At 40.2% G+C, this 26,222-nt stretch carries 23 protein-coding genes; 16 read left to right on the forward strand and 7 right to left on the reverse strand.

Annotation, left to right across the window (positions count from 1 at the left end; translation table 11 throughout):
• Positions 1-80: 80 nt before the first annotated feature.
• Entirely contained in the window at positions 81-1,283 is a 1,203-nt protein-coding gene (locus ADS77_RS17115) for a bifunctional alpha/beta hydrolase/OsmC family protein (RefSeq protein ID WP_054455508.1), read from the reverse strand.
• 267 nt (positions 1,284-1,550) lie between these two features.
• Between ADS77_RS17115 and ADS77_RS17120 the strand changes: the two genes are divergently transcribed.
• Both ADS77_RS17120 and ADS77_RS17125 read left to right on the forward strand, forming a co-directional pair.
• The gene (locus ADS77_RS17120; RefSeq protein WP_054455511.1) at positions 1,551-2,390 is read left to right on the forward strand and encodes an isopenicillin N synthase family dioxygenase; all 840 of its coding nucleotides are present in this window, start codon (positions 1,551-1,553) and stop codon (positions 2,388-2,390) included.
• A gap of 274 nt (positions 2,391-2,664) precedes the next feature.
• Positions 2,665-4,089 (forward strand): DEAD/DEAH box helicase, encoded by a 1,425-nt coding sequence (locus ADS77_RS17125; RefSeq protein ID WP_054205646.1) that lies wholly within the window; start codon positions 2,665-2,667, stop codon positions 4,087-4,089.
• Positions 4,090-4,135: 46 nt separating this feature from the next.
• On the opposite strand, the gene ADS77_RS17130 is transcribed toward ADS77_RS17125, so the two are convergent.
• Positions 4,136-4,879, reverse strand: coding sequence for a DUF3307 domain-containing protein (locus ADS77_RS17130; RefSeq protein ID WP_054455513.1), 744 nt, complete (start codon positions 4,877-4,879; stop codon positions 4,136-4,138).
• The gene (locus tag ADS77_RS17135; RefSeq protein WP_054455515.1) at positions 4,876-5,502 is read right to left on the reverse strand and encodes a hypothetical protein; all 627 of its coding nucleotides are present in this window, start codon (positions 5,500-5,502) and stop codon (positions 4,876-4,878) included. Before ADS77_RS17135 ends, ADS77_RS17130 begins: the two co-directional genes overlap by 4 nt.
• Before the next feature lie 189 nt (positions 5,503-5,691).
• Between ADS77_RS17135 and ADS77_RS17140 the strand changes: the two genes are divergently transcribed.
• From ADS77_RS17140 to ADS77_RS17200, 13 genes are all read left to right on the forward strand, one after another.
• Entirely contained in the window at positions 5,692-6,231 is a 540-nt protein-coding gene (locus ADS77_RS17140; protein WP_200909656.1) for an NYN domain-containing protein, read from the forward strand.
• Between the two features lie 126 nt (positions 6,232-6,357).
• Positions 6,358-6,786, forward strand: a complete 429-nt coding sequence (locus ADS77_RS17145; protein WP_054455517.1) for a hypothetical protein — start codon at positions 6,358-6,360, stop codon at positions 6,784-6,786.
• A 1-nt stretch (position 6,787) separates the two neighbouring features.
• The gene (locus ADS77_RS17150; RefSeq protein WP_054205650.1) at positions 6,788-7,000 is read left to right on the forward strand and encodes a helix-turn-helix transcriptional regulator; all 213 of its coding nucleotides are present in this window, start codon (positions 6,788-6,790) and stop codon (positions 6,998-7,000) included.
• 364 nt (positions 7,001-7,364) lie between these two features.
• Complete coding sequence (gene nagK / locus ADS77_RS17155) at positions 7,365-8,279, forward strand: N-acetylglucosamine kinase (protein WP_054205651.1); 915 nt, start codon at positions 7,365-7,367, stop codon at positions 8,277-8,279.
• Entirely contained in the window at positions 8,279-9,397 is a 1,119-nt protein-coding gene (gene nagA, locus ADS77_RS17160; protein ID WP_054205652.1) for an N-acetylglucosamine-6-phosphate deacetylase, read from the forward strand. Before nagK ends, nagA begins: the two co-directional genes overlap by 1 nt.
• Positions 9,398-9,461: 64 nt before the next feature.
• Positions 9,462-10,607: a transmembrane glucosamine N-acetyltransferase NagX gene (gene nagX, locus ADS77_RS17165; RefSeq protein WP_054455519.1), complete on the forward strand. Its 1,146-nt coding sequence runs from the start codon at positions 9,462-9,464 to the stop codon at positions 10,605-10,607.
• A 216-nt stretch (positions 10,608-10,823) separates the two neighbouring features.
• Positions 10,824-11,618, forward strand: a complete 795-nt coding sequence (gene nagB, locus ADS77_RS17170) for a glucosamine-6-phosphate deaminase (protein WP_054455521.1) — start codon at positions 10,824-10,826, stop codon at positions 11,616-11,618.
• A gap of 438 nt (positions 11,619-12,056) precedes the next feature.
• Positions 12,057-12,980 (forward strand): NAD(+) diphosphatase, encoded by a 924-nt coding sequence (nudC, locus tag ADS77_RS17175; protein WP_054205655.1) that lies wholly within the window; start codon positions 12,057-12,059, stop codon positions 12,978-12,980.
• 43 nt (positions 12,981-13,023) lie between these two features.
• Positions 13,024-14,208 (forward strand): cystathionine beta-lyase, encoded by a 1,185-nt coding sequence (locus ADS77_RS17180; protein ID WP_054205656.1) that lies wholly within the window; start codon positions 13,024-13,026, stop codon positions 14,206-14,208.
• 119 nt (positions 14,209-14,327) lie between these two features.
• Positions 14,328-15,146, forward strand: coding sequence for an ABC transporter permease subunit (locus ADS77_RS17185; protein ID WP_054455523.1), 819 nt, complete (start codon positions 14,328-14,330; stop codon positions 15,144-15,146).
• Positions 15,143-16,054, forward strand: a complete 912-nt coding sequence (locus tag ADS77_RS17190) for an ABC transporter ATP-binding protein (RefSeq protein WP_054455524.1) — start codon at positions 15,143-15,145, stop codon at positions 16,052-16,054. The genes ADS77_RS17185 and ADS77_RS17190 overlap by 4 nt, the downstream gene beginning before the upstream one ends.
• Positions 16,054-16,428 carry a PH domain-containing protein gene (locus ADS77_RS17195; RefSeq protein WP_054205659.1) on the forward strand — a complete coding sequence of 125 codons (375 nt, stop codon included), beginning with the start codon at positions 16,054-16,056 and terminating at the stop codon, positions 16,426-16,428. Before ADS77_RS17190 ends, ADS77_RS17195 begins: the two co-directional genes overlap by 1 nt.
• 206 nt (positions 16,429-16,634) lie before the next feature.
• Positions 16,635-17,429 carry a putative porin gene (locus ADS77_RS17200; RefSeq protein ID WP_054205660.1) on the forward strand — a complete coding sequence of 265 codons (795 nt, stop codon included), beginning with the start codon at positions 16,635-16,637 and terminating at the stop codon, positions 17,427-17,429.
• Positions 17,430-17,514: 85 nt separating this feature from the next.
• Here the strand turns inward: ADS77_RS17200 and ADS77_RS17205 are convergent, their stop codons facing one another.
• Complete coding sequence (locus ADS77_RS17205; RefSeq protein ID WP_054455526.1) at positions 17,515-19,359, reverse strand: M2 family metallopeptidase; 1,845 nt, start codon at positions 19,357-19,359, stop codon at positions 17,515-17,517.
• 182 nt (positions 19,360-19,541) lie between these two features.
• Here ADS77_RS17205 and ADS77_RS17210 point away from each other — a divergent pair, with 182 nt between their 5' ends.
• Entirely contained in the window at positions 19,542-21,818 is a 2,277-nt protein-coding gene (locus tag ADS77_RS17210; RefSeq protein ID WP_054205662.1) for an acyl-CoA dehydrogenase, read from the forward strand.
• A gap of 234 nt (positions 21,819-22,052) precedes the next feature.
• On the opposite strand, the gene ADS77_RS17215 is transcribed toward ADS77_RS17210, so the two are convergent.
• The 3 genes from ADS77_RS17215 to ADS77_RS17225 form a co-directional block, all read right to left on the reverse strand.
• Positions 22,053-22,598: a DUF4136 domain-containing protein gene (locus ADS77_RS17215; RefSeq protein ID WP_054205663.1), complete on the reverse strand. Its 546-nt coding sequence runs from the start codon at positions 22,596-22,598 to the stop codon at positions 22,053-22,055.
• Positions 22,599-22,888: 290 nt separating this feature from the next.
• Positions 22,889-25,675 (reverse strand): hypothetical protein, encoded by a 2,787-nt coding sequence (locus ADS77_RS17220; RefSeq protein WP_054205664.1) that lies wholly within the window; start codon positions 25,673-25,675, stop codon positions 22,889-22,891.
• On the reverse strand, positions 25,675-26,220 hold the full coding sequence (locus ADS77_RS17225) for a condensin complex protein MksE (RefSeq protein WP_054205665.1): 546 nt from the start codon (positions 26,218-26,220) through the stop codon (positions 25,675-25,677). The genes ADS77_RS17220 and ADS77_RS17225 overlap by 1 nt, the downstream gene beginning before the upstream one ends.
• Positions 26,221-26,222 lie beyond the last annotated feature (2 nt).

Below are 26,222 nucleotides of genomic sequence, written 5' to 3' on the forward strand. Positions count from 1 at the left end.
CGGCGGCGGAGGTTGGTAGGTAAATGATAAAAACAAATTTTTATACTTGTAAATCAAGTACCTGAAAAGTAACTTTGTTATTAATATACTAGCTCACTTACGATCAGTGGATTATTATGCAAGGTTTTATGTATCGGGCATTTATCGGCTATTTCCAACAGGCGTTGACGTTGTTCGTCTGTTAAATCGCCCACTAGGGTGATTTTGCGTGTGATTGCTTCAAGATTACCGGTTTGTTCGCAATCGTGACAATCAGTGTGGTAGTCACGAGTGTGCTCAAGTTCAACTTTGACGTGTTCTAGCGGTAGGTTTTTTCGGTTTGCATACATACGCAGCGTCATAGATGTGCATGCACCAAGGCCAGCTAATAAGTGGTGATAAGGATCTGGCCCTAAATTACTGCCGCCAACTTTAAGAGGCTCATCAGCGAGCCATGTGTGATCTTTAGTACTGACGTGCTGAGTAAATACATGGTCTTTTTCTTCAACGAGTACATTGCCATTATTAAGTTTGGCTGTGTATTCACTTTTATCATATTTTACATAGCGTGTTGCCCATGAGGCAATTATGTGTGCCACGTAGTCTGCGTCTTCTTTATTGGTGAGTAAATGGTCTGCATCATCTAAGCTTATAAAACTCTTAGGGTGTTTTGCCGCAGCGTATATTTTTTCAGCTTCTGAGATTTTAACCGTGGCATCAATGGGGGAGTGCATCACCAATAACGCGCGTTTAAGCTTACTAATATGACTGCTATCGTATTTAGCAATATCGTCTATAAACTGTTTTTTAATGGTAAATTCTCGACCAGCTAAGCTGACTTTTGCTTCACCAGCGCTGTTGATCTCGTCTAAATGAGCAGCAAAATTATGGGCAACATGCTGTGCATCTGATGGCGCGCCAATTGTTGTGATTGCTTGAACTTCATTCATATGTTCTGCTGCCGCAAGTACAGCGGCACCACCTAAACTATGACCAATTAATAACTGGGGAGCCTTAAAATGATCACGTAAGTGATCTGCTGCGGCCACTAAATCTTGAATATTTGATGAAAAATTACTGTTAGCAAAATCACCGTCACTGTTACCAAGGCCTGTAAAATCAAAGCGTAATACCGCAATGCCTTGCTGAGTGAGTGCTCGGCTAATTCTACTGGCGGCAGCGATATCTTTACCACAGGTAAAGCAATGTGCGAATAGGGCGTAAAATTTTATCTCACGGGTGGGCGTTTCAAGTTGTCCGGCGAGTGTTAAGTCGCCACTTTTAAAAGAAATTTTTTGGCGCATAGGTGACCTTTTAGGATTGAAATATATTAGCGAAATAGGATATGAAAGAGTAGACCATAAAATTGTGCTTATGATTTCAATTAGTTTCGTGCTTTACCTACAATAGCAACATTTTGATTTACATCAAGTAATAAGCGCTTACCAAATGAAGGCGGACATAAGTCCTTATGTTTTTAAGGCTAGTTTATTATTCTCGCGAAGCGCTACAATGGAGCAACTGCTATGATTAGCAAAAGCTTTTGACAACTTAATTCATTGGATACGAACATGCAATTACCTACCGTTGATTATAAAGCGAGCGATGCGGCCGCTCAATTTGTTGAGTCTCTTAGAAATACGGGCTTTGGTGTATTAAAAAATCACCCAATACCACAGTCATTGGTTGAGTCAATTTATAAAAATTGGCAGGCTTTTTTTAATTCAGAACAAAAAAATGACTTCTTATTTTCAAAAGAAACGCAAGATGGTTATTTCCCACCGTCAGTGTCAGAAGTGGCAAAAGGGTTTACGGTAAAAGATATTAAAGAGTACTTTCATGTTTATCCAAATGGTCGTGTTCCTGCTGAACTTGAAGCTGATGTGCGTGAGTACTACCGTTTAGCAAACGAATTTGCAGCAGAGCTATTAAGCTGGGTACAAGCTGAAGCACCTGCTGATGTGCGCGCTAAATTCTCGATTGATTTAAAAGATATGATTGCGAATTCTGAACAAACATTACTGCGTATTCTTCATTATCCGCCAATGACTGGCGATGAAGAGCCCGGTGCGATTCGTGCTGCTGCACATGGCGATATAAACTTATTAACAGTATTACCAGCGTCAAATGAGCCCGGCTTGCAAGTGCAAAAAACAGATGGTGGTTGGTTAGACGTGCCGTGTGATTTTGGCAGTTTAATTATTAATATTGGCGATATGCTTCAAGAGGCATCGGGTGGTTATTTTCCATCGACTATTCATCGTGTAATTAATCCTACGGGCAAAGCGTCTACAAAGTCGCGTATTTCTCTTCCTTTGTTTTTACACCCACGCCCGGACGTTGTTTTGTCTGAGCGATACACGGCTGATAGCTACTTACAAGAGCGCTTGCGTGAGTTAGGGGTTAAATAATGCTCACGTAATAAGCGTTTTCCTAAAGCGGCCATTGTGCCGCTTTTGTGTTTTATAAGGCCTTATACCAACCAGCATAAATATTTGAACAATTTAACGAATTAAATAGACCCCACATCTATCCAGATTGGTATTACTCTTAGGCTTTGCTCTGCATGACACTATTGTTGTATTAGCTGTCTTGCTGTAAACGTGAATATTCAATGCATTATTGGTCACGATCGGTATAATGCGCGCAACTGGCCGCTTTGGCCTTATTTAAAAGAGAGTTTATATGAGTTTTGATGGGTTAGGTTTATCACAGTCTTTAGTTAATGCAGTTTTAGAAAAGGGCTATGAAACGCCAACACCAATTCAGGCTCAAGCCATTCCAGCGATCATTGAAGGTCGTGATGTGATGGCCGCAGCACAAACGGGTACAGGTAAAACAGCGGGCTTTACATTGCCGCTTATTGAGTCATTGGCTAAAGGTCAAAGAGCTAAAAACAATCAAGTACGTGCGCTTATTTTAACGCCAACACGAGAACTTGCATTGCAAGTAAGCGAAAATGTTGAAGAGTATGCAAAGCACTCTGATATTAGCTCATTTGTTGTGTATGGTGGTGTTAAAATAAATCCACAAATGCAACGTTTACGCAGAGGTGTTGACATTTTAGTTGCAACGCCTGGTCGGTTAATGGATTTACATAATCAAAATGCACTGAAGTTCGATACCCTTGAAGTGCTTGTGCTTGATGAAGCTGACCGTATGCTTGATATGGGTTTCATTCATGATATTAAACGTATCATCAGTAAGTTACCGGCTAAACGTCAAAACTTAATGTTCTCAGCGACTTTTTCGGATGATATTCGTGCGCTTGCAAAAGGGTTAATTAATGATCCTGTTGAAATTTCTGTTGCAGCCAAAAACACCACCGCTAAGAGTGTTACTCAATCAGTGTATGCTGTAGATAAAGCACGTAAAACTGCGCTGTTAAGTCATTTGATCCGCACGAATGAGTGGCAACAGGTATTAGTATTTAGTCGAACTAAACACGGTGCTAACCGTTTAGTTAAACAACTAGAGCGCGACGATATTGTAGGCGCAGCTATTCATGGTAATAAATCTCAAGGCGCACGAGTAAAAGCACTTGATGGATTTAAAAACGGTGAAGTACGTGTACTTGTAGCGACTGATATTGTTGCTCGTGGCCTAGATATAGTTGAATTACCACATGTTGTTAACTATGACTTACCTAACATTTATGAAGATTACGTTCACCGTATTGGTCGTACTGGCCGTGCGGGTGCAACGGGTCATGCAATTTCATTTGTAACAAGTGATGATGCTGCTGACTTATATGGTATTGAGCGCTTTATTGGTGAGCTAATTCCACGCGCCAAAGAGCCGGGCTTTGAGCCAACGCAAGGTGTGCCTGAGCGAGATCTTGATGCGAGACCAATCGCACCTAAAAAGCCTAAAAAAGCTAAACAGCCATTTAATAAGCCTAAGTCTGATAACAGTAAACCAAACAGTAAAAAACCGAATAACGGTGGAAATGGCACAGGCCCACGCCGTGGTGGCTCAGGTAAAAAACCGGATGCGAATAAAGCTGGTGGTGAGCAAGCGCAAAACCCTTGGGCTAAGCGCCAGTCAGTAAGTGGCAGTGGTCAGCGCCGTCGTCGCCCAGATAATAGCGGATCACAAGGTAACTCGTAAGTTATACTGAGTCGTTTTAATTAGCGCCATTTCATATGGCGCTTTTTTATGCCCTGAGATAATTAATTGCTAGGCCAATAAATAGAGTAACGGTGACACTTAATAAAGTACCGAGCATGACATATTCAGTTAGCTTTTTATCTTTACTGGCGCTTAAGTCACCAAATCTAAACACCGATTTTGCAGCCAGTAAAAAGCCAACCCCCGCAAATTGATCTAATAAAATAAAGGTAAGCATTAGTACGCGCTCTAACATGCCAATACTTTGCCCAGCAGCGGGCAAACTGCCTGTAGCACTAAAACCAGCGGTTATTCGCTCCAACATCATACGGATAAATACAGCACTGGGACTGAGTATTAATAAATAACCGCACAAGACCCATAATGTGGAAGGTGCAATTAACCATTGCCATACGGCTATAAAAAAATCACTGTTATCACTTAGCCAAATAGCCAATAGTAAAATTACGGCTAAATGAGCAAGCTGGTCAAATATAAAAGGCACGACTCCTTTGCTTGAATACGATTTAGCGAGGTCAATGAGATAATGGGTCACCATAACGATAGCTGTTGCGCCACAAATACGTAATACGTCTTGCCAGCCATAAATAAGCTCCCACCATGTAACAATTAAAGCGGTCGTTACGCCATGAACGAGTACATGTAAATACAATTTTTTAGCACGAAAATGACGCGTGTTACGATTATTTACCCAACTCATCGGTTGCCAGTAAAAGTCAGCTAATATGTGGCCAATTACTAATGCAGCCATCAATACAGTAAAACTCATGATTTGACTCCTTTGAGAGTCGAAATTGTATCTTCAGCATAATGTAAAAATCGTTCAATTAATTGGTAGTGTGCAAGATTGAGTAATTTGGTTACATTTTCCCGGCTTGTTTTTAATTGCTTTGCCAGTTCGCTATGCTGCTTGTTTTTTGCGGTTAAATACACATACAGAGCATTTGCCTGTTTTGCCGTCATTTTAGTCAACAAGGTATCAACAAAAGCTATATTTAGCGCAAGACTAGGGTCTATATTTTGATTGGTTATATTTAAAATTAAACGTTGGTTGTTTATTTCATCTAAACTGCGCCCTGACATTGTAAATGCAGAGCCGGTCGCTGTTTTGATATCTGCACGTGCGTTGTCAATTTCGCCAATGGCTAGACTTTGGCGGATTTCATACCCAGCTGCTTTTATATTTAAATATAGCAGTAAGGCAACCATGCAAACGTATTGAGGTTGCTGGAGCTGAATTTGAAATGCATCACCGCGATAAAGCGTACTTTGCCCTTGCCATCTTTGAGTTATAGCTCTTAGGCTTTGATCAAGCTGGTACAGCATTGCATCGTACTCATGCTGGGGAATATTCTGTGATTTAATTACATCACCACTTATCACTGCAATCATAAAATACCTGTTAGTATAGCCAATATAGATAAGTAACCATTTTAGGTTACATTGAGGTATGTAACCTAAAATGGTTACATTGAAATATGTAACTAATTTAGGTTACTAACGATTAAAAAGCAAGGATGATAGAGTAACGACAAGATTTGGCACGCCCTAATAAGTAACGATGTTTATGAGGAAAATAACATGACAGAGCAAACGCAGATACCAGCGAGTACACAATCAGAGCTTGTGACAGGTAAGAACTCAAGTAAACCGCGAGTAGGTATTTTTGTTGATGTGCAAAATATTTATTATACCTGTAGAGAGAGCTATCGGAAAAACTTCGATTACAATTCTTTTTGGGCAAAAATAAGCGAAGAATATGAAATTGATTGCGCGATTGCGTATGCAATTTATCGAGGTGATGAAAAACAATCTCAGTTTCAAAATATTCTTCGTGCGATTGGTTTTGAAGTAAAGTTAAAGCCATTTATTCAACGTCGCGATGGCAGTGCAAAAGGTGATTGGGATGTAGGGATCACAATAGACATGCTTGAATACGGTAAAAAGCTTGATAAAGTTATCTTGCTCTCTGGTGACGGTGATTTTGCTTTATTACTGGGTCATTTAAAGCAGCGGTATAATGTGCCTTGTGATGTATATGGAGCAGATAGGTTAACAGCCGAAGCATTAAAACAAAGTGCTGCGCAATTTTATTGTATTGATGATTCACTCCTTTTATAGAACACATATATTAAATAACTAACCTTATGTTAAAAATATTTGACATGGCTATAAAGTAGACTTATAGTTTTAATGTTAAATATATTTAACATTAAGTTTGTTTTACTTAACTTTAAAAGGTGGGTTATGAGTTATACACAAAAATCACGATTACTTGAGATGGTTATCACTTTAATTGTATTGTTTAATTATATGCAGTCAGTACTGTCGATGACACCACAGGCACAAATGGACGTAACATTGGCCAGTGGTCTATTGATCTCGTTAGCAATACAAACGGTTGCTATGCTTATTGTAATGCACATTATATTAGCTGCATTTAATGCAAAATATGCCAATCAAGCAAAAGATGAACGAGAGCAAAGCATAGCGTTAAAGGCCAAAAGTGTGTCGCTGTTTATTTTGCAAATTGGGGTTGTACACACGGTGTTTTCAATGTTGATTGGGCCACAATATGGGTTGCCAATAAGTCCATTGCATCAATTGGTGATTGTTGCACTATTAAGTGACGTGATAGGCAAAGGTGTTGAAGCATGGTTATTGTATAGAGGCTAGCATGGCAAAATTACCAATTACTAATACGATTAGGGCGTTACGTTTTGAACACGGAGAAATGACCCAGCAACAGTTAGCCGAGATTGTGGGGGTAACGCGACAAACAATAGCAGCGATTGAAGCCGCAAGATATTCACCTTCTTTAGAGGTCGCTTTTAAAATAGCCATTGTATTCGGTCAACCGTTAGAAAAAATATTCCAATATAATCGGTGATACTTTACTAAATTATTATTTTAGGTAAGCTGATACATTACTGTATTGTTTTTATGCTGATTTGGTACTAAAAGTAATACAGTTAGCTCTTTTATTGTTCAAAAATGACGTAGTAAAACTAAATAATTAGCTAATATGTTATCAACACAAACAAGTTTTTATTTTATTTTCGTTAATTATTCATTCTAATTCAGTATTTTAGCAATAAATATAAAAGATATATGAATTTTTATAAAAAATATAATGACAACGCTGTCATTTGTTGTGTAACATTAATTCAACATGGGTTGAGGGTGAATCGCATTAAGACAATAAAAAAAGTGCGGTTATTACAAATATAAAAACGAAGGTTAGAGGTCGTTACATGATGGCTAAGAGTGCGAATAAGGACCAATTGTTTATTGGTATCGATGGTGGCGGAACAAAGTGCCGTGCAACTATATACTCTGCACAACATGGAGTATTGGGCACCGGCCTAGGTGGCCCCGCGAATCCATTACATGGGTTAGAGCGCACATTAGAGTCAATAATGGTGTCTACACAATTAGCAATGCGTGATGCGGGTTTGCAGTTAGAAACTGTGCATCAAGTGTATGCCGGCTTGGGCCTTGCGGGTGTTAATTTACCTAGCTTGTATGAAAAAATTAGTGAATGGGAACATCCATTCAAACAAATGTTTTTGACCACAGATTTACACACAGCATGCATAGGTGCCCATGAAGGTGGTGATGGCGCGGTGATTATTACAGGAACAGGCTCATGTGGTTTTTCACATGTTAAAGGCCAATCTGTTAATTATGGCGGTCATGGTTTTGCTTTAGGTGATAAAGGCAGTGGCGCATGGATGGGGCTTGAAGCAATTAAAGCCGCACTCGTAGATATCGACGGGCTAGGTCCTCACACTGCAATTAGTAACGTTATAAAAAACCACTTTAATACAGACACTGCAATGGGGATCGCTGAGCAAATGGCAGGGCAGCCTTCAAGTAGTTATGCAAAGCTGGCGCGTTATGTATTTGATGCAGCTCACGAGGGCGATGTAATTGCGTTAGCAATTGTAAAAGAGGGTGCTGATTACGTAAGTAAATTAGCCCACCGGCTACTTGAAAATAACCCCCCGCGTTTATCTATGATCGGCGGCCTTGCAGAACCATTAAATAAATGGCTTGATCCTGCAATCGCTAAGCTAGTTGAAGTACCAAAGCAACCACCAGAAATGGGGGCAATCTATTTTGCACAGCAATCTGTACTTGAACAAAATCAAAAGGTAGCGCTGTAATGAAAACTTTCTATCGTGCGGCTCGCTTATTTACCGCTGAAAATTTTATCGATAATGCATTATTTAGTGTTGAAAAAGGCGTATTTAATTTAGAAACTGAGACGACAGATCCCGTTATAGAGCTTGATGGCTTAGTTGCTCCAGGATTTATTGATGTGCAAGTTAACGGTGGTGGCGGTGCATTTTTTAATGCTGATCAAAGTACTGAATGTTTAGATCGCATTGCTAAAGCACACGGTCAATTTGGTAGTACCGCATTAATGCCAACCTTGATCACTGATAAAGTTGAAGTAATGCAAGCGGCAGCTGATGCAACTGCAAAAGCGATACGTGAAGGCGTACCTGGTGTATTAGGTATTCACTTTGAAGGCCCGCATTTGTCTTTTCCAAAAAAAGGCACGCACAGTGAACAATTTATTCGCCCAATCAGCGAACAAGAATTTGCCATTTATGCTCGCCAAGATTTAGGCATAAAAATGGTCACGTTAGCACCTGAAAATGTCAGCATTGCTGATGTTGAACGCTTAGTGGCGTGTGGCGTAAAAGTATCGATTGGTCATACAAATGCAGACTATGCAACCACAATTGCAGCACTGAATGCAGGCGCAGATGGGTTTACACATTTATATAATGCAATGTCACCGTTTACCTCGCGTGAACCGGGTGTCGTTGGTGCTGCGCTGTGGCATGATAATAGCTGGTGTGGGCTTATTGTTGATGGGCATCATGTTCATCCACTGTCGGCGCAATTAGCGATTCGCACAAAGCAACGTGGCAAAATCATGCTGGTAACAGATGCTATGCCGCCAGTAGGCACTGATGACATGGAATTTGATTTTTTCGACGGACGAAAGGTAATTCGTACCGGCGATAGACTCAATTCAAGTACTGGTGAATTAGCGGGCAGTGTATTAGATATGGCAAGTGCTGTGCGCAACACGGTAAATACATTAGATGTTAGTTTAAGCGAAAGCTTACGCATGGCAGCATTGTATCCAGCACAATATTTAGACCTCAAGAAAAAGGGACGTTTACTTGATGGCTTTGACGCAGACTTTGTGGTGCTTGATGAGCATCAATATGTCAAAGGCACTTATATTGCAGGCATTGCAATTTAACGTTTCCCTGGAAAAAACCCCGCAGCTTCATCGCGGGGCTTTTTTGTTTCTATGAGTAAAAAATATGACAACAACACAACACAATACCGATAAACCAGTTAGAAAGCGCCTTGCATCACTTGATGCTTTACGTGGCATGGATATGTTTTGGATTTTAGGCGGGCAGTCTATTTTTGCCGCCTTATTTATTTTAACTGGCTGGACCGGTTGGAAAGTATTTGAAGCGCACACATTACACAGCGCATGGCACGGTTTTACATTTTATGATTTAATTTTTCCGCTGTTCATCTTTTTATCCGGTGTGGCAATGGGCTTAGCGCCAAAACGAATTGATCACCTTCCTTGGCTTGAACGCAAAGTCTACTACCGTAAAGCGATAAAGCGCTTGTTTTTGCTGTGCGCATTGGGAGTAATGTATAACCACGGGTGGGGGACAGGCATACCCTTGGCGTTTGATGAAATACGTTATAGCAGTGTGCTTGGACGAATTGCAATCGCGTGGTTTTTTTGCGCCATGTTAGTGTGGCATACCAGTCTTCGTACTCAAATTATCACCGCGATAAGCCTGCTGATTGGTTATTGGATTCTAATGTGCTTTATTCCTGTACCAGGAGGTACTGCGGGTGATTTAAGTGCTGCTGGAAGTTGGAACGCATGGTTTGATACGCATTTTCTTCCAGGGATCAGTTATCAAAATCGCCCCGTAGATCCGGAAGGTGTACTATCAAGTTTACCAGCGATTGTTAATGCTTTGATAGGCGTATTTGCGGGTCAACTCATTGCTAGAGCAAACCAGATAGGCGAGTGGAAAACCGCAGGTGTTTTGTTTGCCGCAGGTGTTGTCAGCGTGTGCTTAGGGTGGTTGTGGGATTTACATTTTCCTGTAAATAAAGAGCTATGGACTAGTTCGTTCGTACTGGTAACGGTTGGCTGGAGCGCAATACTATTAGCGATTTTTTATGCATTGGTGGATCTTTTGAATGGCCAAAAGCTAGCATATCCATTTGTTATTATTGGCGCGAACTCAATTATTATTTATTTAGCATCTAGTTTAGTTAATTGGACCTTTATTAGTAAGAGCGTATTTGGTGGGTTTATTAACGCAGTACCGCCTTCGTGGCAACCAGTTATGGCTGTAATAGCATTGTTATTAGTACAAATATTACTTTTACATTGGATGTATAAGCGCAAGATTTTTGTCAGCGTTTAGCCGCGAATTGTATTCAAACGGTAAAATGTAATTTTTTTATTCACTTTTACTTTACAAACTAAATCGAAGTGGTAATAATGACAGCGTTGTCATAATGGTATTAACCAAACAGTGTATCCCTGTTTGGTTTGATCTAAGGCCCAATTCGATTGCACGTGGGGTTGGGACTTAGATCCCATTTTTTCATCAACTAATTTAATAACTGAGCAAACTAATATGCAAATAGTAATTTTAAATGATGCAGCTGCTGTAGCGGCATATGGCGCAAATATCTTCGCAGCACAATTACAAAAAAAACCAACATCAGTGCTCGGTTTAGCAACAGGCTCTACGCCGGTTGCTTTATATCAAGAATTAATTGCTAAAAATAAAGCAGGTGAGATTTCATTTTCACATGCAACCTCATTCAATTTAGATGAATACCTTGGTTTGACCGGTGAACACTCGCAAAGCTATCGTTACTTTATGAATGAGCAACTATTTAGTCATGTTGACATAAATAAAGAAAATACCTTTGTTCCAGCGGGTGATGCAGAAAACCCAATCACGGCTTGCAAAGAATACGAAGCGAAAATTGTTGCCGCCGGTGGTGTAGACGTACAATTGTTAGGTATTGGGCGTAATGGCCATATTGGATTTAACGAACCCTCTTCAGGTCTTCGTTCACGCACACGTGTTAAAACACTGACCAAAGCAACAATTGATGATAATGCCCGCTTTTTTGGTGCAGATGAATATCAGCCTCATCTATCAATCACCATGGGTATTGGCACTATTTTAGAAGCCAAAAAAGTTGTGTTACTTGCAACCGGTGAAAATAAAGCGGATGCAGTACATGCCATGATTGAAGGCCCATTGATGGCTGCATGTCCAGCATCTGCCCTACAACTTCATCAAGATGCTGTCATTGTGATTGATAAAGCTGCGGCAAGTAAATTAGCTGATTTAGAGTTTTATCAGCATATTGAAGCCGAAAATCAAAAGTTACAGGCGCATTTAGCAACCTTGTAATGATGAAATAAATTTATTGTGTGTTCAAAAGCCCGAAAGGGCTTTTTTTTCGTCTGTAATAAGATAAATGTATACCCAAACCACCTCAAAATGCGAGCGTCGTTGGAATTAAAAGTGATTTAGGCAAGGCATTGATTGCAAGTAATAGTGGTTCTATTGTTAAAATCAATCCCTTATAAAAGTAACGCAGTATAAATCGCTTTTAAACCAACCCGTTGGGCGTTTCACAGGCACTTACTATCAACGTTGTTACTTCTTAAAAGTGATGGTTATTGCAAAGTAACGCCTTGATATTAAGCCCCTGTGAAACGCTGAATTCTGCATCTTGAGGTGGCTTGGGTATATACCTTTGTTCGCTATGGCGATTAGCGACTTGTTTAATGCAATTAATATAAGCTTATGGTAGTTTTAGCCATCTAAAAAATAAAAAGGATGAGCATGCTTAATTATAGTCAAATGCCATTAGATCGCGCGTCTAATTTGCGAAAAGACTCACAATGGTTAGCAACTCAACTCAACTTTCAAAGCCGTTGGATCCTAGTTCATAATAACCAGACTTTATTTGATGCTCAGAGCTTTACTGTCACATTTTTAAGTTTTAGTGATATTAACCACTTAGATTTAAGCGAAGCGATATTTTTAGGCTTGGACGAACAGCAAACCAGTTTTTTTGCACTCGATGTAAGTACAGTCGATGTGACGACTTTAGCGCCATTAACCGCTAATGCAGAATTTATTGATATTCGCCGTTATGGTGTGAACGTTGAGATTAAGCAAGGCTCCATTGCTGCTTTGGCGCGTGGACTTTGTTATTGGCATGCAACGCACCGCTTTTGTGGGCGCTGTGGTAGTAATAATATACTAGTTGAAGCAGGGCACTCTCGTTTATGCACGAATGAAGAGTGCAAACATCCAACCTTTCCACGTACCGATCCTGCCGTAATTATGGTCGTCACGCGCACATTTGCTGATGGTATAGAACGCTGTTTACTTGGTAGGCAAGCAGCATGGGCGCCAGGCATGTATTCGTCTTTGGCTGGATTTGTAGACCCCGGAGAAACACTTGAACAAGCTGTTGCGCGTGAAGTGATGGAGGAGGCGGGAATTGTAGTAGATAATGTACGTTATATCGCATCACAGCCTTGGCCGTTTCCATCTTCAATTATGTTAGGGTTTATTGCCGAAGCCGTTACTGAACAAATACAAGTAGATAAAGACGAGCTTGATGATGCGCTGTGGTTTAGTCGTGACGAACTTAATAACTTTGGTAGTTGGGATATCGAAGGCGAACACTTAAAGTTGCCCAGAGCTGATTCTATCTCTCGCTATATAATTGACTATTGGCGTAATTTAAAAATTTAAGCAATGTGTAGTGTGTTCTAACGAAATATTTTAAGGATTAATGATGACGAGTAAAAGTAATAAAAACACTCTATTAGTAAGTACCGGGCGAAAAAAAGCGTACACGCACGGCGTAGTTAATCCCGTAGTACAACGGGCATCAACGATTGTATTTGATTCTGTTGCTGAACTAAAACAAGCCGCAAAAACCCGAGGTGATAAAACGCTATTTTATGGTCGCCGTGGTACGACGACACATTTTGCGTTACAAGAAGCAATCACAGAGCTTGAAGGGGGCGAAGGCTGTGCGCTCTATCCATGTGGTGCAGCAGCGATAAGCAGTGCACTCTTGGCGTTTGTAAAAGCAGGCGATCACATTTTAATGGTTGATAATGCGTATGAACCAACGCGCGATTTTTGCGATAAAATTTTAGCCGGATTCGGCGTTGAAACCACGTATTATCCGCCTACAATTGGTGCGGGTATAAAAACATTCATCAAAGAAAATACCAAAGTCTTGTTTTTAGAATCTCCAGGTTCTATTACGATGGAAGTTCAAGATGTACCAGCGATGGTTGCTGTGGCTAATGAACAAGGCGTGATGACAATGCTCGACAATACTTACGGCAACGGTTTGCATTATCGACCACTTGAGCATGGTGTCGATATCAGCATTCAAGCGGCAACAAAATATATAGTTGGTCACTCAGATGTGATGATGGGCGTAGCCGTTGCGAATAAAAAATACTGGCCTACATTACGTGAACAGTCTTACTTACTTGGTCAGTGCACATCAGCTGATGATGCATACTTAGCACTACGTGGCTTACGTACTATGGCTGTGAGACTCAATCAGCATGAAAAAGCAGCAATCGAAGTTGCTAAGTGGTTAGAGAGTCATCCATTAGTTGATCATATCCGCCATCCTGCATTTGACAGCTGCCCAGGGCATGAGTTTTTTAAGCGTGACTTTGATGGCAGTAATGGCTTGTTTTCCTTTGTAATGAAAGAAGGTAACCAGCAGGCGATAGATGCATTTTTGGATGGCTTAGATCATTTTAAAATGGGCTTTTCGTGGGGCGGCTTTGAAAGTTTAGTAACAGCTAACTTAACAATGAAAGGATTACGTTCACAAACAGGGTGGGAGTTAGGTCCTGTGATCCGGCTGCATATCGGCCTTGAGGATGTTGATGATTTAATCACTGATCTTAATCAAGCACTTGAGCTGTATAAGCAACATTTAAATTAAGTAAAAACATAATTTACATTCTTTGTTACAAAGCCAACGCCTACGTTGGCTTTTTTTGCTAGTAATTCAATACGTTTGCACTTAATGTAAGGAAAACACTTTCACGATTAGGACTTTGTGTGACGCAATTAAACCCCAAGCGACTTTTAAATATTACTTTGTTTGAACTAACTCGACTGTTTTTAACTAAACGTGGCTTACTTGCCGTTGCTGCATTTACTATTTGTTGGTTGCTTATTTTACGCTACCCAGTAGGACAAGCGGTAAGCACTATGAGTTCACCTGAGCTTGCTGCAGTTGCTCAACATATATTTGGCGTCATTGGTTTAAGTAAACTATTAATGTGGCCTGAAGCTGAGTTGGCGATGTATTGGCTAATTGCTTTGTATAGCTTTCCTATTTTTTGCTTATTTTTGTGTAGTGACCAAATTGTGGGTGATAGACAACGCGGTACACTACGCTTTTTGTCATTACGGGCAACGCGCAGCGAAATATTATTTGGCCGGTTTTTAGGTCAGGTACTTATTTTAGCAATATTAATTACCATCACTTTAGTCGCAACAGTGGCAACACTTGCATTTAGAGAGTCATCGCTATTGTTAAGCGGGCTAAATCGCAGCCTAGTTTTGTTTTTCTATTTAGTGGTCACAGTACTACCATTTATTGCGTTAATGACGTTTTTAAATACTATTGCTCGATCTTCACGATTAACGGTGATCATGGCCATATTATTTTTTGCAGTGGGTAATATTGTCGTTAGCCTTATGAGCTGGCAACTACCTATATTTGCTATTCTTAATTATATATTTCCCGGCGTTCAGCTTGAGCAAGTTGCAGGGCAGAATGCAGATTTATTTAGCAGTATAGGTATTCCTTTATTACAAACAGTGGTGTTGTTAGTGGCAGCACAGCGTATCTTCTCAAGGAGTTCACTATGAGTACATTAATACAGGCTAACGGACTCTCTAAACAGTACGGGGCTAAATTAGCGTTAGATCAAGTGAGCTTTGAAGTTAAAAAAGGTGCACCCGTAGCATTAGTTGGCCCAAATGGGGCCGGTAAAACAACCTTATTTAGTTTGTTATGCGGTTATATCATGCCTACATCGGGCAGTTTATCCATAATGGGGCACCGCCCTGGCGCAAGTGCATTGTTTGGAAAGCTATCAGCGTTGCCACAAGATGCCCAGTTAGATCCTCGTTTTAGTATTGCGCATCAGTTAACATTTTATGGGCAACTGCAAGGGCTAACGACTAAGCAAAGTCAATCAGAAGCTCTCAGAGTACTCGAATTAGTTGGTTTAGCTGAGGTTGCAAAACAACGCAGTGATGATTTATCGCACGGCATGCGTAAGCGCGTAACAATAGGGCAGGCTTTAATAGGCAAACCCGAAATTGTAATGCTTGATGAAGCTACAGCTGGGCTCGATCCTATTCACGCACGTGAAGTGAGAGAGCTTGTTTCAAACTTAAGTGAGGAAGCGACGTTTATTTTAAGTTCACATGACCTCACAGAATTAGAGCGATTATGTGGGCAAGTGTTACACCTTGATAAAGGTAAAATCACTGAACACCAAGCAAACAGCAATATAGAACAAACACAGCATCACATGACAATACTGTTTGCTGAAAACTATCCTAATATTGAGCAAAGCATTCAAAGCTTAGCAGCAGTTAATAGAGTTTATATGAGTCAAGCAAAGGAATATGTTGTTGAATATCAAAAAACAGCGTCTTTGTTTGATATTGAATTACTGAAATATTGCCATCAACAAGGCTGGCGCTATCGACAGTTAGTGAATGGTCATACATTAGAAAACCAAATATTTACACAGGAGAAAATATAATGGGTTTATTTAGCGGATTAATGGGTAACGCAAGTGAAGTTGATGATGCCGATTTAGAAAAGGTATTAGCAAATACACTTGTCGAAGGTGAACAAGTTGAAAAAGCGTATAAAGTAGTACGTGATATGTTTATTTTTACTAATAAACGACTCATTTTAATTGATAAGCAGGGCGTAACGGGTTCTAAAATAGAGATGATCAGCATTGGTTACTCAAAAATAACTAAATTTAGTAAAGAAAGTGCCGGTCATTTTGATTTAGATGCCGAGTTAAAAATTTGGGTTGGCTCAGACCCTACGCCGATAAGTAAAGACTTCAAATCAGGTGACAACATCAACGATGTGTACCGTATTATCAGTCAATATGCGCTTTAAAGGAATAAACTAGTTTTTCATGTATAGCAAAAATGTCCGCGTTTTTGCTATATAGATATCCCAGCCTTAACATCCCTTAACATTTAAGCAACTAAAAACAAGCACTTAGTTAAGTGTTTGTTCAGTTTGGGAACGTTAGCATGCCCACGTCTTAGCCAGTCGGCTAAAGACATAGCAATGTAACAATTTAATAGGGAAATCTTATAATGAAAAAACTAGCAGTGATAATTTCGAGTATTCTTCTTTCAAGTGCCGCGGCTGCTGCAGACACTTATGAATCAGTTAGCCATCTACAATATATGGATACAGATGGTAATGACACAATTAGCCTTGATTCAACATACTATTTCTCACCAAAAATGACACTAGGTCCTTATGACCAGTTCGAATACATCAATAAACAAAGTAATGTATATGGTAAGTATTCAGATGATGATTTTAGCGACCGAGCTACTGTGGGCGGTGAGTATTTTCTAGATAGTTTTGTACTTGGTGCTGAATACCAAAACCTAGATTTAGATCTTGGTTCAAGCGCAGATATGATTCAATTATCAGCAGGTTACTTTTTCAACCCTGACTTACTGTTAAAAGTAAGATTTGTTGATGTTGAAAATGCAGACAATCGTTTCTTTTTTGATGTAGCTTACAATCACAAGTTGAACAGCACTGATTATATCGGTTTTACTGTTACAGCAGATGATGAGTTTGATTATCGTGCGTTGAATGTTAAATATTTCATGGATCTTCAACAAGGTAACTACCTAACAGTTGAAGCAACAGTGTCAGATAATGACAATGCATCAAGTGATTGGGTTTTAGGCTCTAATTACTACTTCTCAAAAGCGACATCAGCGTTTGTTACATTTAATAAAAACGATGATTACACCTTGGGTGCTCAACATTTCTTCAATAAAAATGTTGGTTTAAAAGCGGGTTACGGTAATAACTGGGATGATTCTGGCTCAGATGCTTACTTTGCAAATGTAAGCTTACAGTTCTAATTTAATTTTTAACTGTAAAGTACTAAAAAGCCAGCTCACTTGAGCTGGCTTTTGTATTTTAGAATTGAATTATATTAAAACCTGCTTACCAACCGCATTGGCGACCTTTGTTTTGTTTATCAAGGTACTTTTGCAGTGGCGCAAAATAATCAAGTAGTGCTGTTGCATCCATTTCAGGCTTACCCGTTACAGTTGCTAAGGCTTCTTGCCAAGGGCGGCTTGAGCCCATTTCTAGCATAGTATTAAGCTTTTCACCGGCCGCTTTTGAGTTATAAACCGAACAGCGATGAATGGCTTCTTTATTGCCTGCTATTTCACATAAACTACGGTGGAAATCAAATTGTAAAATATGTGCTAAGAAATAACGCGTGTACGGCGTATTGCCCGGTACGTGGTATTTAGCGCCTGGATCAAAATCAGTTTCGCTACGCGCGATGGGTGCTTTAACACCTTGGTATTTTTCACGTAATTCCCACCATGCTTTATTGTAGTTTTGCGGTGTTACTTCACCAGAGAATACTTGCCAGCGCCATTGATCTACTAATAATCCAAATGGAATGAAAGCAACTTTATCTAATGCCATTTTCATTAATAGGCCAATGTCTTTTGATTCATCAGGCACTTGCTCTAATAAACCAATTTCTTTTAAGTATCCAGGCGTAACTGACAGGGCAATCGTGTCACCAATTGCTTCATGGAAACCATCATTAGCACTTTCTTGATAGTAAAGTGGCTGTGTATTGTAAGCGCGTTGATAGAAGTTGTGGCCTAACTCATGGTGAATAACAGAGAACTCTTCACCAGTGCGTTGAATACACATTTTAATACGTAAATCGTCTTTACTGTCAATATTCCACGCTGAGGCGTGACACTGAACGTCGCGATCGGCAGGCTTAGTGAACAATGAACGTTCGTAAAAAGTGCCTGGAAGTGCGTCAAAACCCATTGAAGTGAAGAATTTTTCTGCGCCGCGAACCATTTTAAGCTCATCGTACTTATGCTGCGCTAATAATGCTGTTACGTCATAACCAGGATCAGCATTTTCAGGTGCAACTACATCGTAAATATTGCCCCATGATTGCGCCCACATGTTCCCTAATAAATGCGCAGGAATAGCTTGATCTTGCGGTACTTTATCTTCGCCGTATTTTTCGCCTAGCTTAGCGCGAACATGGCAATGAAGTGAATCATATAGTGGCTTTACTTGGCCCCAAATACGGTCAAGTTCTTTAGCGAAATCATCGGCTGGCATATCGTATTTACTACGCCACATTGCGCCAGTGTCTGCATAACCAAGTTCTTTTGCACCTTCATTCGTAAGGGCAACTTGTTGCTCATAAAGCGGGCGCATTGGTTTTGAAACCTGACGCCAGCCTTGCCACAAATCAAGTAGCTCGTTGTAATCGCGGCTAGTGGCCATTTTAGACGTCATATCACCTAAGCTTAGGCAGTTGCCGTCTTCTTTACAGTATTTTCCTTTGCCGTAAATACCGCCTAGTTCAGCGACAAGCTGAGAAAGCTGCGCTGTTTTTTCCGCATTTTGTGGGGCTGGTAAAGTTAAAGCGAGTTTTAATTTATCAAGCTTACGACGTGCATCATAACCCAGTTCAAGAGAATCAAATTGCGCAGCTTCATTTGCAAGGCGAACAACCGCTTCTGTCATCTTGCGATTTACTTCGGCCGAAAGTGCAGAGGTGTCGTGCGTAATAAAGTTAGCGTAAATCCATTCTGCGCGGCTTGATTCTAAATACAGTGCACTGAGTTCAAGCTCTGTTGCATCTAAAAAGGTTTGTGCGTCTTGTGCCGTCACTTGCGCAGGGCTGACAGCTTGAGCTGATGTGTTTGTTGTATCTTGGTTGCAGCCACTTAATGCTAATGTGCTGGCGACCATTAAAGCGCTCAAACTGAGCTTAAAATGTGGAGTAGTCATGTTGACCCTTATATTTGTTATTTATCACGTGGGATAATAGCAGCGTCTTGAAGTTAGGCAAAATTTATCAAGCCTAGCATTGAACATTATGGGTAACACATGTTTACAGCGACATTGTATTTATACAAGGATCAGCCATAATTGAAGGAGTGTATTTTTATTAATTTATAAGGATCGTTCCCATGTCAGTGTTTGTATTATTACTGGTGGTGGTAATAGTCATTTTTGCGGTTAAAGATATCCGCTTAAGTCTAGTAAGCCGACCAACGTTTAAAATGTTTAAAAAAGTGTTACCGCCGCTATCGCAAACTGAACGTGAAGCAATGGAAGCAGGCGATGTATGGTGGGATGGGCAACTTTTTAGCGGCAATCCCGATTGGCAGGTTTTACATAGTTACCCAAAGCCTGAGTTGAGTAAAAAAGAGCGTGCGTTTTTAGACTCTGAGGTCGAAACATTACTGGCGATGCTTGATGACTATCAAATTGTGCAAAAAGATAAAGACTTACCTAAAGAAGTATGGGATTACCTAAAAGCCCAAGGTTTTTTTGCGTTGATAATTCCTGAAAAATTCGGTGGACGCCAATTCTCTGCTATCGCTAATTCAACCATAGTCGCAAAAATTGCGACTAAGAGTTTAACGGCCGCAGTGACTGTTATGGTGCCAAATAGTTTAGGCCCAGGCGAATTACTATTACATTATGGAACCACAGAACAACAAGCGCGCTGGCTACCAAACTTAGCAAGTGGTAAAGATGTACCGTGTTTTGCACTTACTGGTCCAGAAGCCGGCTCTGATGCGGGCAGTATCCCCGATTCAGGTATTGTATGTAAAGGCGAGTTTGAAGGTCAGGAAGTCATTGGTCTACGTTTAAATTGGTCAAAACGTTACATAACACTAGCCCCTGTTGCGACAGTACTTGGTTTAGCATTTAAAATGTATGATCCGGATAGTTTATTAGGTAAAGACAAAGAATTAGGGATCACGTGTGCGCTGATCCCAACAGATCACCCTGGGGTAGAGACTGGGGAGCGTCACTTTCCGCTTAACATGGCGTTTATGAATGGCACAACGTACGGTAAAGATGTCTTTATTCCCCTTGATTGGATCATCGGTGGTCAACAAGGTGCTGGTCGAGGCTGGCGAATGTTGGTTGAGTGCCTAAGCGCAGGGCGTGGTATTTCATTGCCAGCACTAAGTAGCGCGACAGGGCATTTGTGTGCGCGAATGACATCTGCTTATGCAACGGTTCGCCAGCAATTTGGTGTATCAATTGGTCAATTTGAAGGTGTACAAGAAGCACTTGCACGTATTGGTGGATTAACGTATAGCCTTGAAGCGTGTCGTTTAATGACCGCAGGGGCAATAGATTTAAAATTGAGCCCATCAGTGGTGACCGCAATTGCTAAATACCATATGACTGAAATGGGCCGTACAGTTATGAATGATGCAATGGATATTCATTCAGGTAAGGGAATACAAGTGGGTCCTAATAACTATTTAGCACATGGCTATATGGGTATACCGGTATCAATTACGGTGGAAGGGGCAAATATTTTAACCCGTAATTTAATGATCTTTGGCCAAGGAGCAACTCGTTGCCATCCATTTGTATTAAAAGAAATGGAAGCTGCGGCAATGGAAGATGATGAACTCGCGTTAAAAGAATTTGATTCTTTACTACAGCAGCATATTTTATTTGCTGCAACTAATGCGAGTATGGCGTTAATCCATGGTTTAACGCGTAGTTACTTTGCTAAATCCCCAGTATGTGGCGCAACCGCAGATTATTATAAGCAGCTTGGGCGAATGAGTCGTGGTTTAGCTTTTTGTACGGATGTGGCGATGCTCATTTTAGGGGGAGAGCTTAAGCGTAAAGAAATGATCTCTGCACGTTTAGGTGATGTATTAAGCCACCTTTACTTAGCTTCATGCGTGTTAAAACGTTTTGAAGATGAAGGACGTCAACAAGCCGATCTGCCTTTTGTTAAATATGCCGTTGAATTATCGTTATTTGAAATAGGTCAAGCGTTTAACGGCTTTTTCAAGAACTTCTCAAACCCAGTTGTTAACTTTGCTTTAAAGCGTATCGTATTTCCGTTTGGTAATCATTATCATCGTCCGAGTGATGATCTTGCTCAGGCAATGTGTGAGCATATGACCCAACCTGGAGTATTCAGAAACCGTTTAACGCATTTATGTTATGTGGATGATAAAGCAGGGACTGGCGTAATGGAAAATGCCTTTATTGCTATGCATAATACCAGTGATGCATTCAAGCAGTTGAAAAAGTGGCAACGCGACGGCACCCTTAGCCGCAATGATGATATTGAAACGGCGATTACCAATGCGATTGAAAAGCAGCTCATAACAGCCGAGCAAGGCGTAAAGTTGCACGAAGCTAATAATTTACGCAAACAGGCTATTGCGGTAGATAACTTTCAACCAGGTGAACTTTAACCTTTAAGTATATAACCTCGTATTTTATGCGGGGTTTATTTTTATACGTTAAATGCTCATACACATTAATACCTAGCGATAAAGCTTTACAGCACAGCGTATTTGTATGTGTATGTTTAAGGGGGGGAGCTAATGTCATTGGGTGTATTTAAGTAAAGAAAATACGTGGTTTTTAGCTCTTTTCAATAATAGAAAGCGCATAATATGCACTTTCTATTATGAAGAGTTATTTTATTACTGCTTATCTGGTGGGAAGTTGCTTAGAATATCAGCCACTGTTTTAGTAATTGCGTCAGTGCGCGCTTCAGGTGATTGATTTTTTCTTAATCGACCTTCTTTTGCTCCGCGCCATACTAATTGATTTGATGCACGGTCAACAACATCAACAATTAACGTGCCTACTTCATATTCACGCGTCGTTGTTTGTGTATTGTAACCCATACCCCAGTAGTTCCAACGTGCGCTGTAACCGGTGTTAAATGTGTCTACATCAATTTTTGTGTCTACCGATGCATGATAGTTAATAAGTACATCAGCTTGCGTTATTTCGCTCAACTGCATGCCCATGTTTGTCAGCTCTGTATTAACTGCATCACGTACGCGCTTTTCCATTAATGGACTGATCTGATAATTGGTCGTATTTTTAGTTAAACTTGCATCTTGAACCCAAGCAAAGGTTTTATAATTACTAAAATCAGCCGATTTATCGTAATCCCAATCAGGGGTTTTTGCGCATGCTGCTAAAAATAGCACTGCTGTTGCAATTAGTAGGTTTTTCATCACGTTTGCTCCTTGGCAAATTTAAACTCTATTCATTTGATAACATAACATAAAAAAAATCCCACAAATGACATTTTTCAATATGTTTGTGTTATTAAAGTTTACCTAACTCGAACTCTGGTTAAGATATTTACTAACTTACGCGTCAGACGCTTTCCAATTGCAAGTAAATTCAACGTAGTTAGCGTTGAAACTTGCCATTTAAACTAGCGACTGAAAATAGACTTATTATCCAGAGTTCAAGTTACTTGGTTGTAAGTTTAGTTGTTATTAGCTGAATTATAGATTAATTAGTCATCAGTAGTGTGCTCTACTTCTATCCAATCTTTTTCATCGACCCAGTTTTGTGCGCCATCTTTAACTGAGCGAATAGGCACAATGTAATCGCAGCTAATTTGTGGTTTTACCGAGGCAAATATTGGCACAAAACCAAAGCTTAATGCGGTCTCTATAATTGCTTTTTGGTTTTGCGGGTCGATATCGGCCGCCTCATCAATGTAAATAGGAATACGGTATAAGTTTTGTTCTTGGTCGCTCAATAGGTAGCGAATAAACAGCATGCCGCATAATAATTTAATGGTGATACGCGTTCCGTTTGAACCTGCTGAATCGATTTTTTCAAAGTGCTCCGTTTCACCAGCGCGGTTTACCACTTCAAAACGAATATCAAATAAATCGGTTAATGTTAAACCCGCTTTATCAGAGGCAAGCTTAATTAAATGATCTTTTGCTTCATTAACCGCGCTTTCGCTGTAAGGTTCTTGGCTGAGTAAATCTAATGTATCACCTTGTTCAAACTGGTTTGACGTACTGATAATTGTATCAATACTATCAACCAGCATTTTACGTGGTATTACATTGATTTTAAACGCTTGTAAGTTAGAAATACGATGCTGACTAATGCCTTTATTAAAGCTGTTCATTTCACGGCGCAGACGGTCTAAATCTTCCCGCAGGCCTTTAATCGTGGCTGCAACTTCGGTCAGTGCAACACGCGCTTGGCGCTCAACAGCGTCACGTTCATTATCAATATTATGAAATGCACCGATGAGTTTTTGGTATTTACTAAACTCGTCGTTTTCGTTATCAAACTTAGTAATACCCGCATTATAAATATGTAAATAAGTGTTACGCACGTTAATATCAAAGTTACGTAGCTCTTGGCAGTTTTTATTAAAGTGGTGTACTAAATCACTGAGATTATCAAAGTCGATTTGAATATCAATCATGTACGGGGTGATTTTACCAGTATACAAATCAAGAGTATGGTCAATTCGTTCAGATTTCACTTGGCGTAGGCGATCAGCTTGGCGAGAAATAAGATCTTTTTTCGATTTAATAATCGAGCGTCTGTCAGCAATTGAGCCGCTATTTTTTTGAATATCTTGTAAGTAATCGTCTACTTGATCACGCTCTGCAAGTAATTGCTCTTTGAGCATCGATTGTGCATCGACAGATTGCAGCATTACCTCAAACTGTTCAAAGCGTTTTAACGCGCTTTCGGCTGACATGAGTTCATCGTATAACGCGTCTTTTTCTTTTTGTTTGTCAGCTACATTGGCAGCTACATCGCGCTGTTGCTTAAATTCCTTTAATGAATGTTCAAGCGCTGTTAGCTGGGCGGTTAATTGCTCTTTGTTCTCGCCGCTTTGCATTTGCACTGATGAGAGCTTTTTAAGTTTAATCGTTGCGCCGGGCAGGGTAAGTACACCGCCTTTAACGTTATCTGATAACTGCTCTAAAAATGCGCCAAACACATCTTCATCGGTGATATCAATATCGCCATTGCTGGTGGTGGCGAACGAGAGAATATCTGGGTTTAAAATACGTGAAATTTCTTCAACATCTTTTAACGATAAGTCCTCGCGCATACGCGTGAATAAATTGAACTCAAGGTTTTTAAGTTGCAGCTTTAAGCTTTTTATTTGCTTTTGTGTTTCGCTAATGCGGTAGTCAAGGGTGTGTAAGCTTTGCCCTTGCGCACTATTTATTGAGTGCGAAAGTGACTCGTAATCTTGCTTTAACTGGCTAAGGCTCACTTTTAAGGTCGCCATATTCACCAATTCAAATTCAGATTTTAGTGCACCAAAATCTAAAAACCATTGCTCGATTTGTGTTTGTCTGCGCTCAATATCACGCGATTGCTGCACATAAAGCTGTTGTTTTTGCTCAAACTCGTGCTTTTCGTGCTCTATGTTTTCAAGGGCGATATTAAGTTCATCTAATTGCGCTTCTTGATACGTGTCAAAATCAATTAAGGCTTGATCAATTTTTGGTGCGTATGCGGCCAGTTTACCTTTAAGCACGGTTTGGTTTTCAAGCATAGACTCAAGCGCGCTAATTGGCTCTTGCATAGATTCTAGCGCTTTTAACTCACGTTTTGCGCGGTTTACTTTATCGAACGAGCGACGCCAGACTTCATAAAAATCGACTTTTGAATTTGACATATGGCGTTCAAACACGCGCAACATAAAGCGTTTTACATCTGCAGCACCCAATTTATGCAAGTTTAAAATTCGGCGGAAAATCTCTTTATAAATAGCCGAATCTTGCACATTATTAAGCGGGATCATTTTTAAGTTAATGTCGCCATCAAATGGCGTAGCACCGCCTGTTAATAACGCGTTTAATTCTTGCGCTTTAAGCTCAATAGGATTAAAGCCTTGCTCTTTTAAGTGATTAAATAGCTTAGTGAATTTTATAATGGTTTTACCTTGAGTGTACTGCTCAAGGTTAAGCTTTCCTTGGTAACAAAAAAACTGATGCGCGTAACCTGCTATTTTACCAAGCCCTGCTACACCAATAACAACAGGGCCATGGGGGAGGTCGGCTTCAAGTAAAATATAAGATTGATCTGACGAGAAATAAAACTTACGGGTTTCGTCTAAATCATGGCCATCCCATTCGGTAAGGCGTAAATCATTGATCAGCGGAAATTGCAGGGCGTTAATGACCGAGCTTTTACCGGTATTATTAGGGGCACAAATAGAGCTGCTTTTATCAAGTGGGATCACACATTTTGCATAACCTGCGGTGTTTAAAAGTGCGAGTTTGCTGAGTCCGTAAAGGTTTTTCATTATTCGTCCTCACCAATATAGGTTTCTTCGTTCACTTCCATTAATGCATCGATATAGCGATAAGCAGGTGCTTGTAACATAAAGCCATTTTCCACTTCACGGGCAAGGCCTAAGCGTATCATGCGTAAGTACACGTCTTTACGTAAGTCAGAGCCTGAAAAAATTTCGAGTTGATCAAACAAGTGTTTGTTCATCTGTACTAATGTTTGCATTAGTTCAAGGTCATTCACTTCATCAAACAGGGCGCGCATTGGATCTTTACCTGAGTTGGCATAGTGTTCAATCAAAATGTAAATGGTTAGGGCAATCGCGCGGGAGATTTTTCCCATATTTGGGGTGCTTTCGTCACTGGCAAAGTAATAAAAACCACGGCTATCGTGTTGTAAATCATGGCCAAGGGCGCTAAATAATGCGCGATATGCATCAATTTGTTGATCAAGTTCTTGCCACATTACCGTGTCTTGTTCGCTAATATGATAGCCCGTGACTAATTTTTTATTAATCGTTTGTAGGTGGCTTAGTTCATCTAAATTTATGTGTGTCATAA

The organism is Pseudoalteromonas porphyrae, assembly GCF_001298125.1.
GTDB classification, from domain to species: Bacteria; Pseudomonadota; Gammaproteobacteria; order Enterobacterales; family Alteromonadaceae; genus Pseudoalteromonas; species Pseudoalteromonas neustonica.

Coding starts and splice junctions, on each gene's coding strand:
- ADS77_RS17115 (WP_054455508.1), bottom strand. CDS start 1,283: ATGCGCCAAAAAATTTCTTTTAAAAGTGGCGACTTAACACTCGCCGGA.
- ADS77_RS17120 (WP_054455511.1), top strand. CDS start 1,551: ATGCAATTACCTACCGTTGATTATAAAGCGAGCGATGCGGCCGCTCAA.
- ADS77_RS17125 (WP_054205646.1), top strand. CDS start 2,665: ATGAGTTTTGATGGGTTAGGTTTATCACAGTCTTTAGTTAATGCAGTT.
- ADS77_RS17130 (WP_054455513.1), bottom strand. CDS start 4,879: ATGAGTTTTACTGTATTGATGGCTGCATTAGTAATTGGCCACATATTA.
- ADS77_RS17135 (WP_054455515.1), bottom strand. CDS start 5,502: ATGATTGCAGTGATAAGTGGTGATGTAATTAAATCACAGAATATTCCC.
- ADS77_RS17140 (WP_200909656.1), top strand. CDS start 5,692: ATGACAGAGCAAACGCAGATACCAGCGAGTACACAATCAGAGCTTGTG.
- ADS77_RS17145 (WP_054455517.1), top strand. CDS start 6,358: ATGAGTTATACACAAAAATCACGATTACTTGAGATGGTTATCACTTTA.
- ADS77_RS17150 (WP_054205650.1), top strand. CDS start 6,788: ATGGCAAAATTACCAATTACTAATACGATTAGGGCGTTACGTTTTGAA.
- nagK (WP_054205651.1), top strand. CDS start 7,365: ATGATGGCTAAGAGTGCGAATAAGGACCAATTGTTTATTGGTATCGAT.
- nagA (WP_054205652.1), top strand. CDS start 8,279: ATGAAAACTTTCTATCGTGCGGCTCGCTTATTTACCGCTGAAAATTTT.
- nagX (WP_054455519.1), top strand. CDS start 9,462: ATGACAACAACACAACACAATACCGATAAACCAGTTAGAAAGCGCCTT.
- nagB (WP_054455521.1), top strand. CDS start 10,824: ATGCAAATAGTAATTTTAAATGATGCAGCTGCTGTAGCGGCATATGGC.
- nudC (WP_054205655.1), top strand. CDS start 12,057: ATGCTTAATTATAGTCAAATGCCATTAGATCGCGCGTCTAATTTGCGA.
- ADS77_RS17180 (WP_054205656.1), top strand. CDS start 13,024: ATGACGAGTAAAAGTAATAAAAACACTCTATTAGTAAGTACCGGGCGA.
- ADS77_RS17190 (WP_054455524.1), top strand. CDS start 15,143: ATGAGTACATTAATACAGGCTAACGGACTCTCTAAACAGTACGGGGCT.
- ADS77_RS17195 (WP_054205659.1), top strand. CDS start 16,054: ATGGGTTTATTTAGCGGATTAATGGGTAACGCAAGTGAAGTTGATGAT.
- ADS77_RS17200 (WP_054205660.1), top strand. CDS start 16,635: ATGAAAAAACTAGCAGTGATAATTTCGAGTATTCTTCTTTCAAGTGCC.
- ADS77_RS17205 (WP_054455526.1), bottom strand. CDS start 19,359: ATGACTACTCCACATTTTAAGCTCAGTTTGAGCGCTTTAATGGTCGCC.
- ADS77_RS17210 (WP_054205662.1), top strand. CDS start 19,542: ATGTCAGTGTTTGTATTATTACTGGTGGTGGTAATAGTCATTTTTGCG.
- ADS77_RS17215 (WP_054205663.1), bottom strand. CDS start 22,598: ATGAAAAACCTACTAATTGCAACAGCAGTGCTATTTTTAGCAGCATGC.
- ADS77_RS17220 (WP_054205664.1), bottom strand. CDS start 25,675: ATGAAAAACCTTTACGGACTCAGCAAACTCGCACTTTTAAACACCGCA.
- ADS77_RS17225 (WP_054205665.1), bottom strand. CDS start 26,220: ATGACACACATAAATTTAGATGAACTAAGCCACCTACAAACGATTAAT.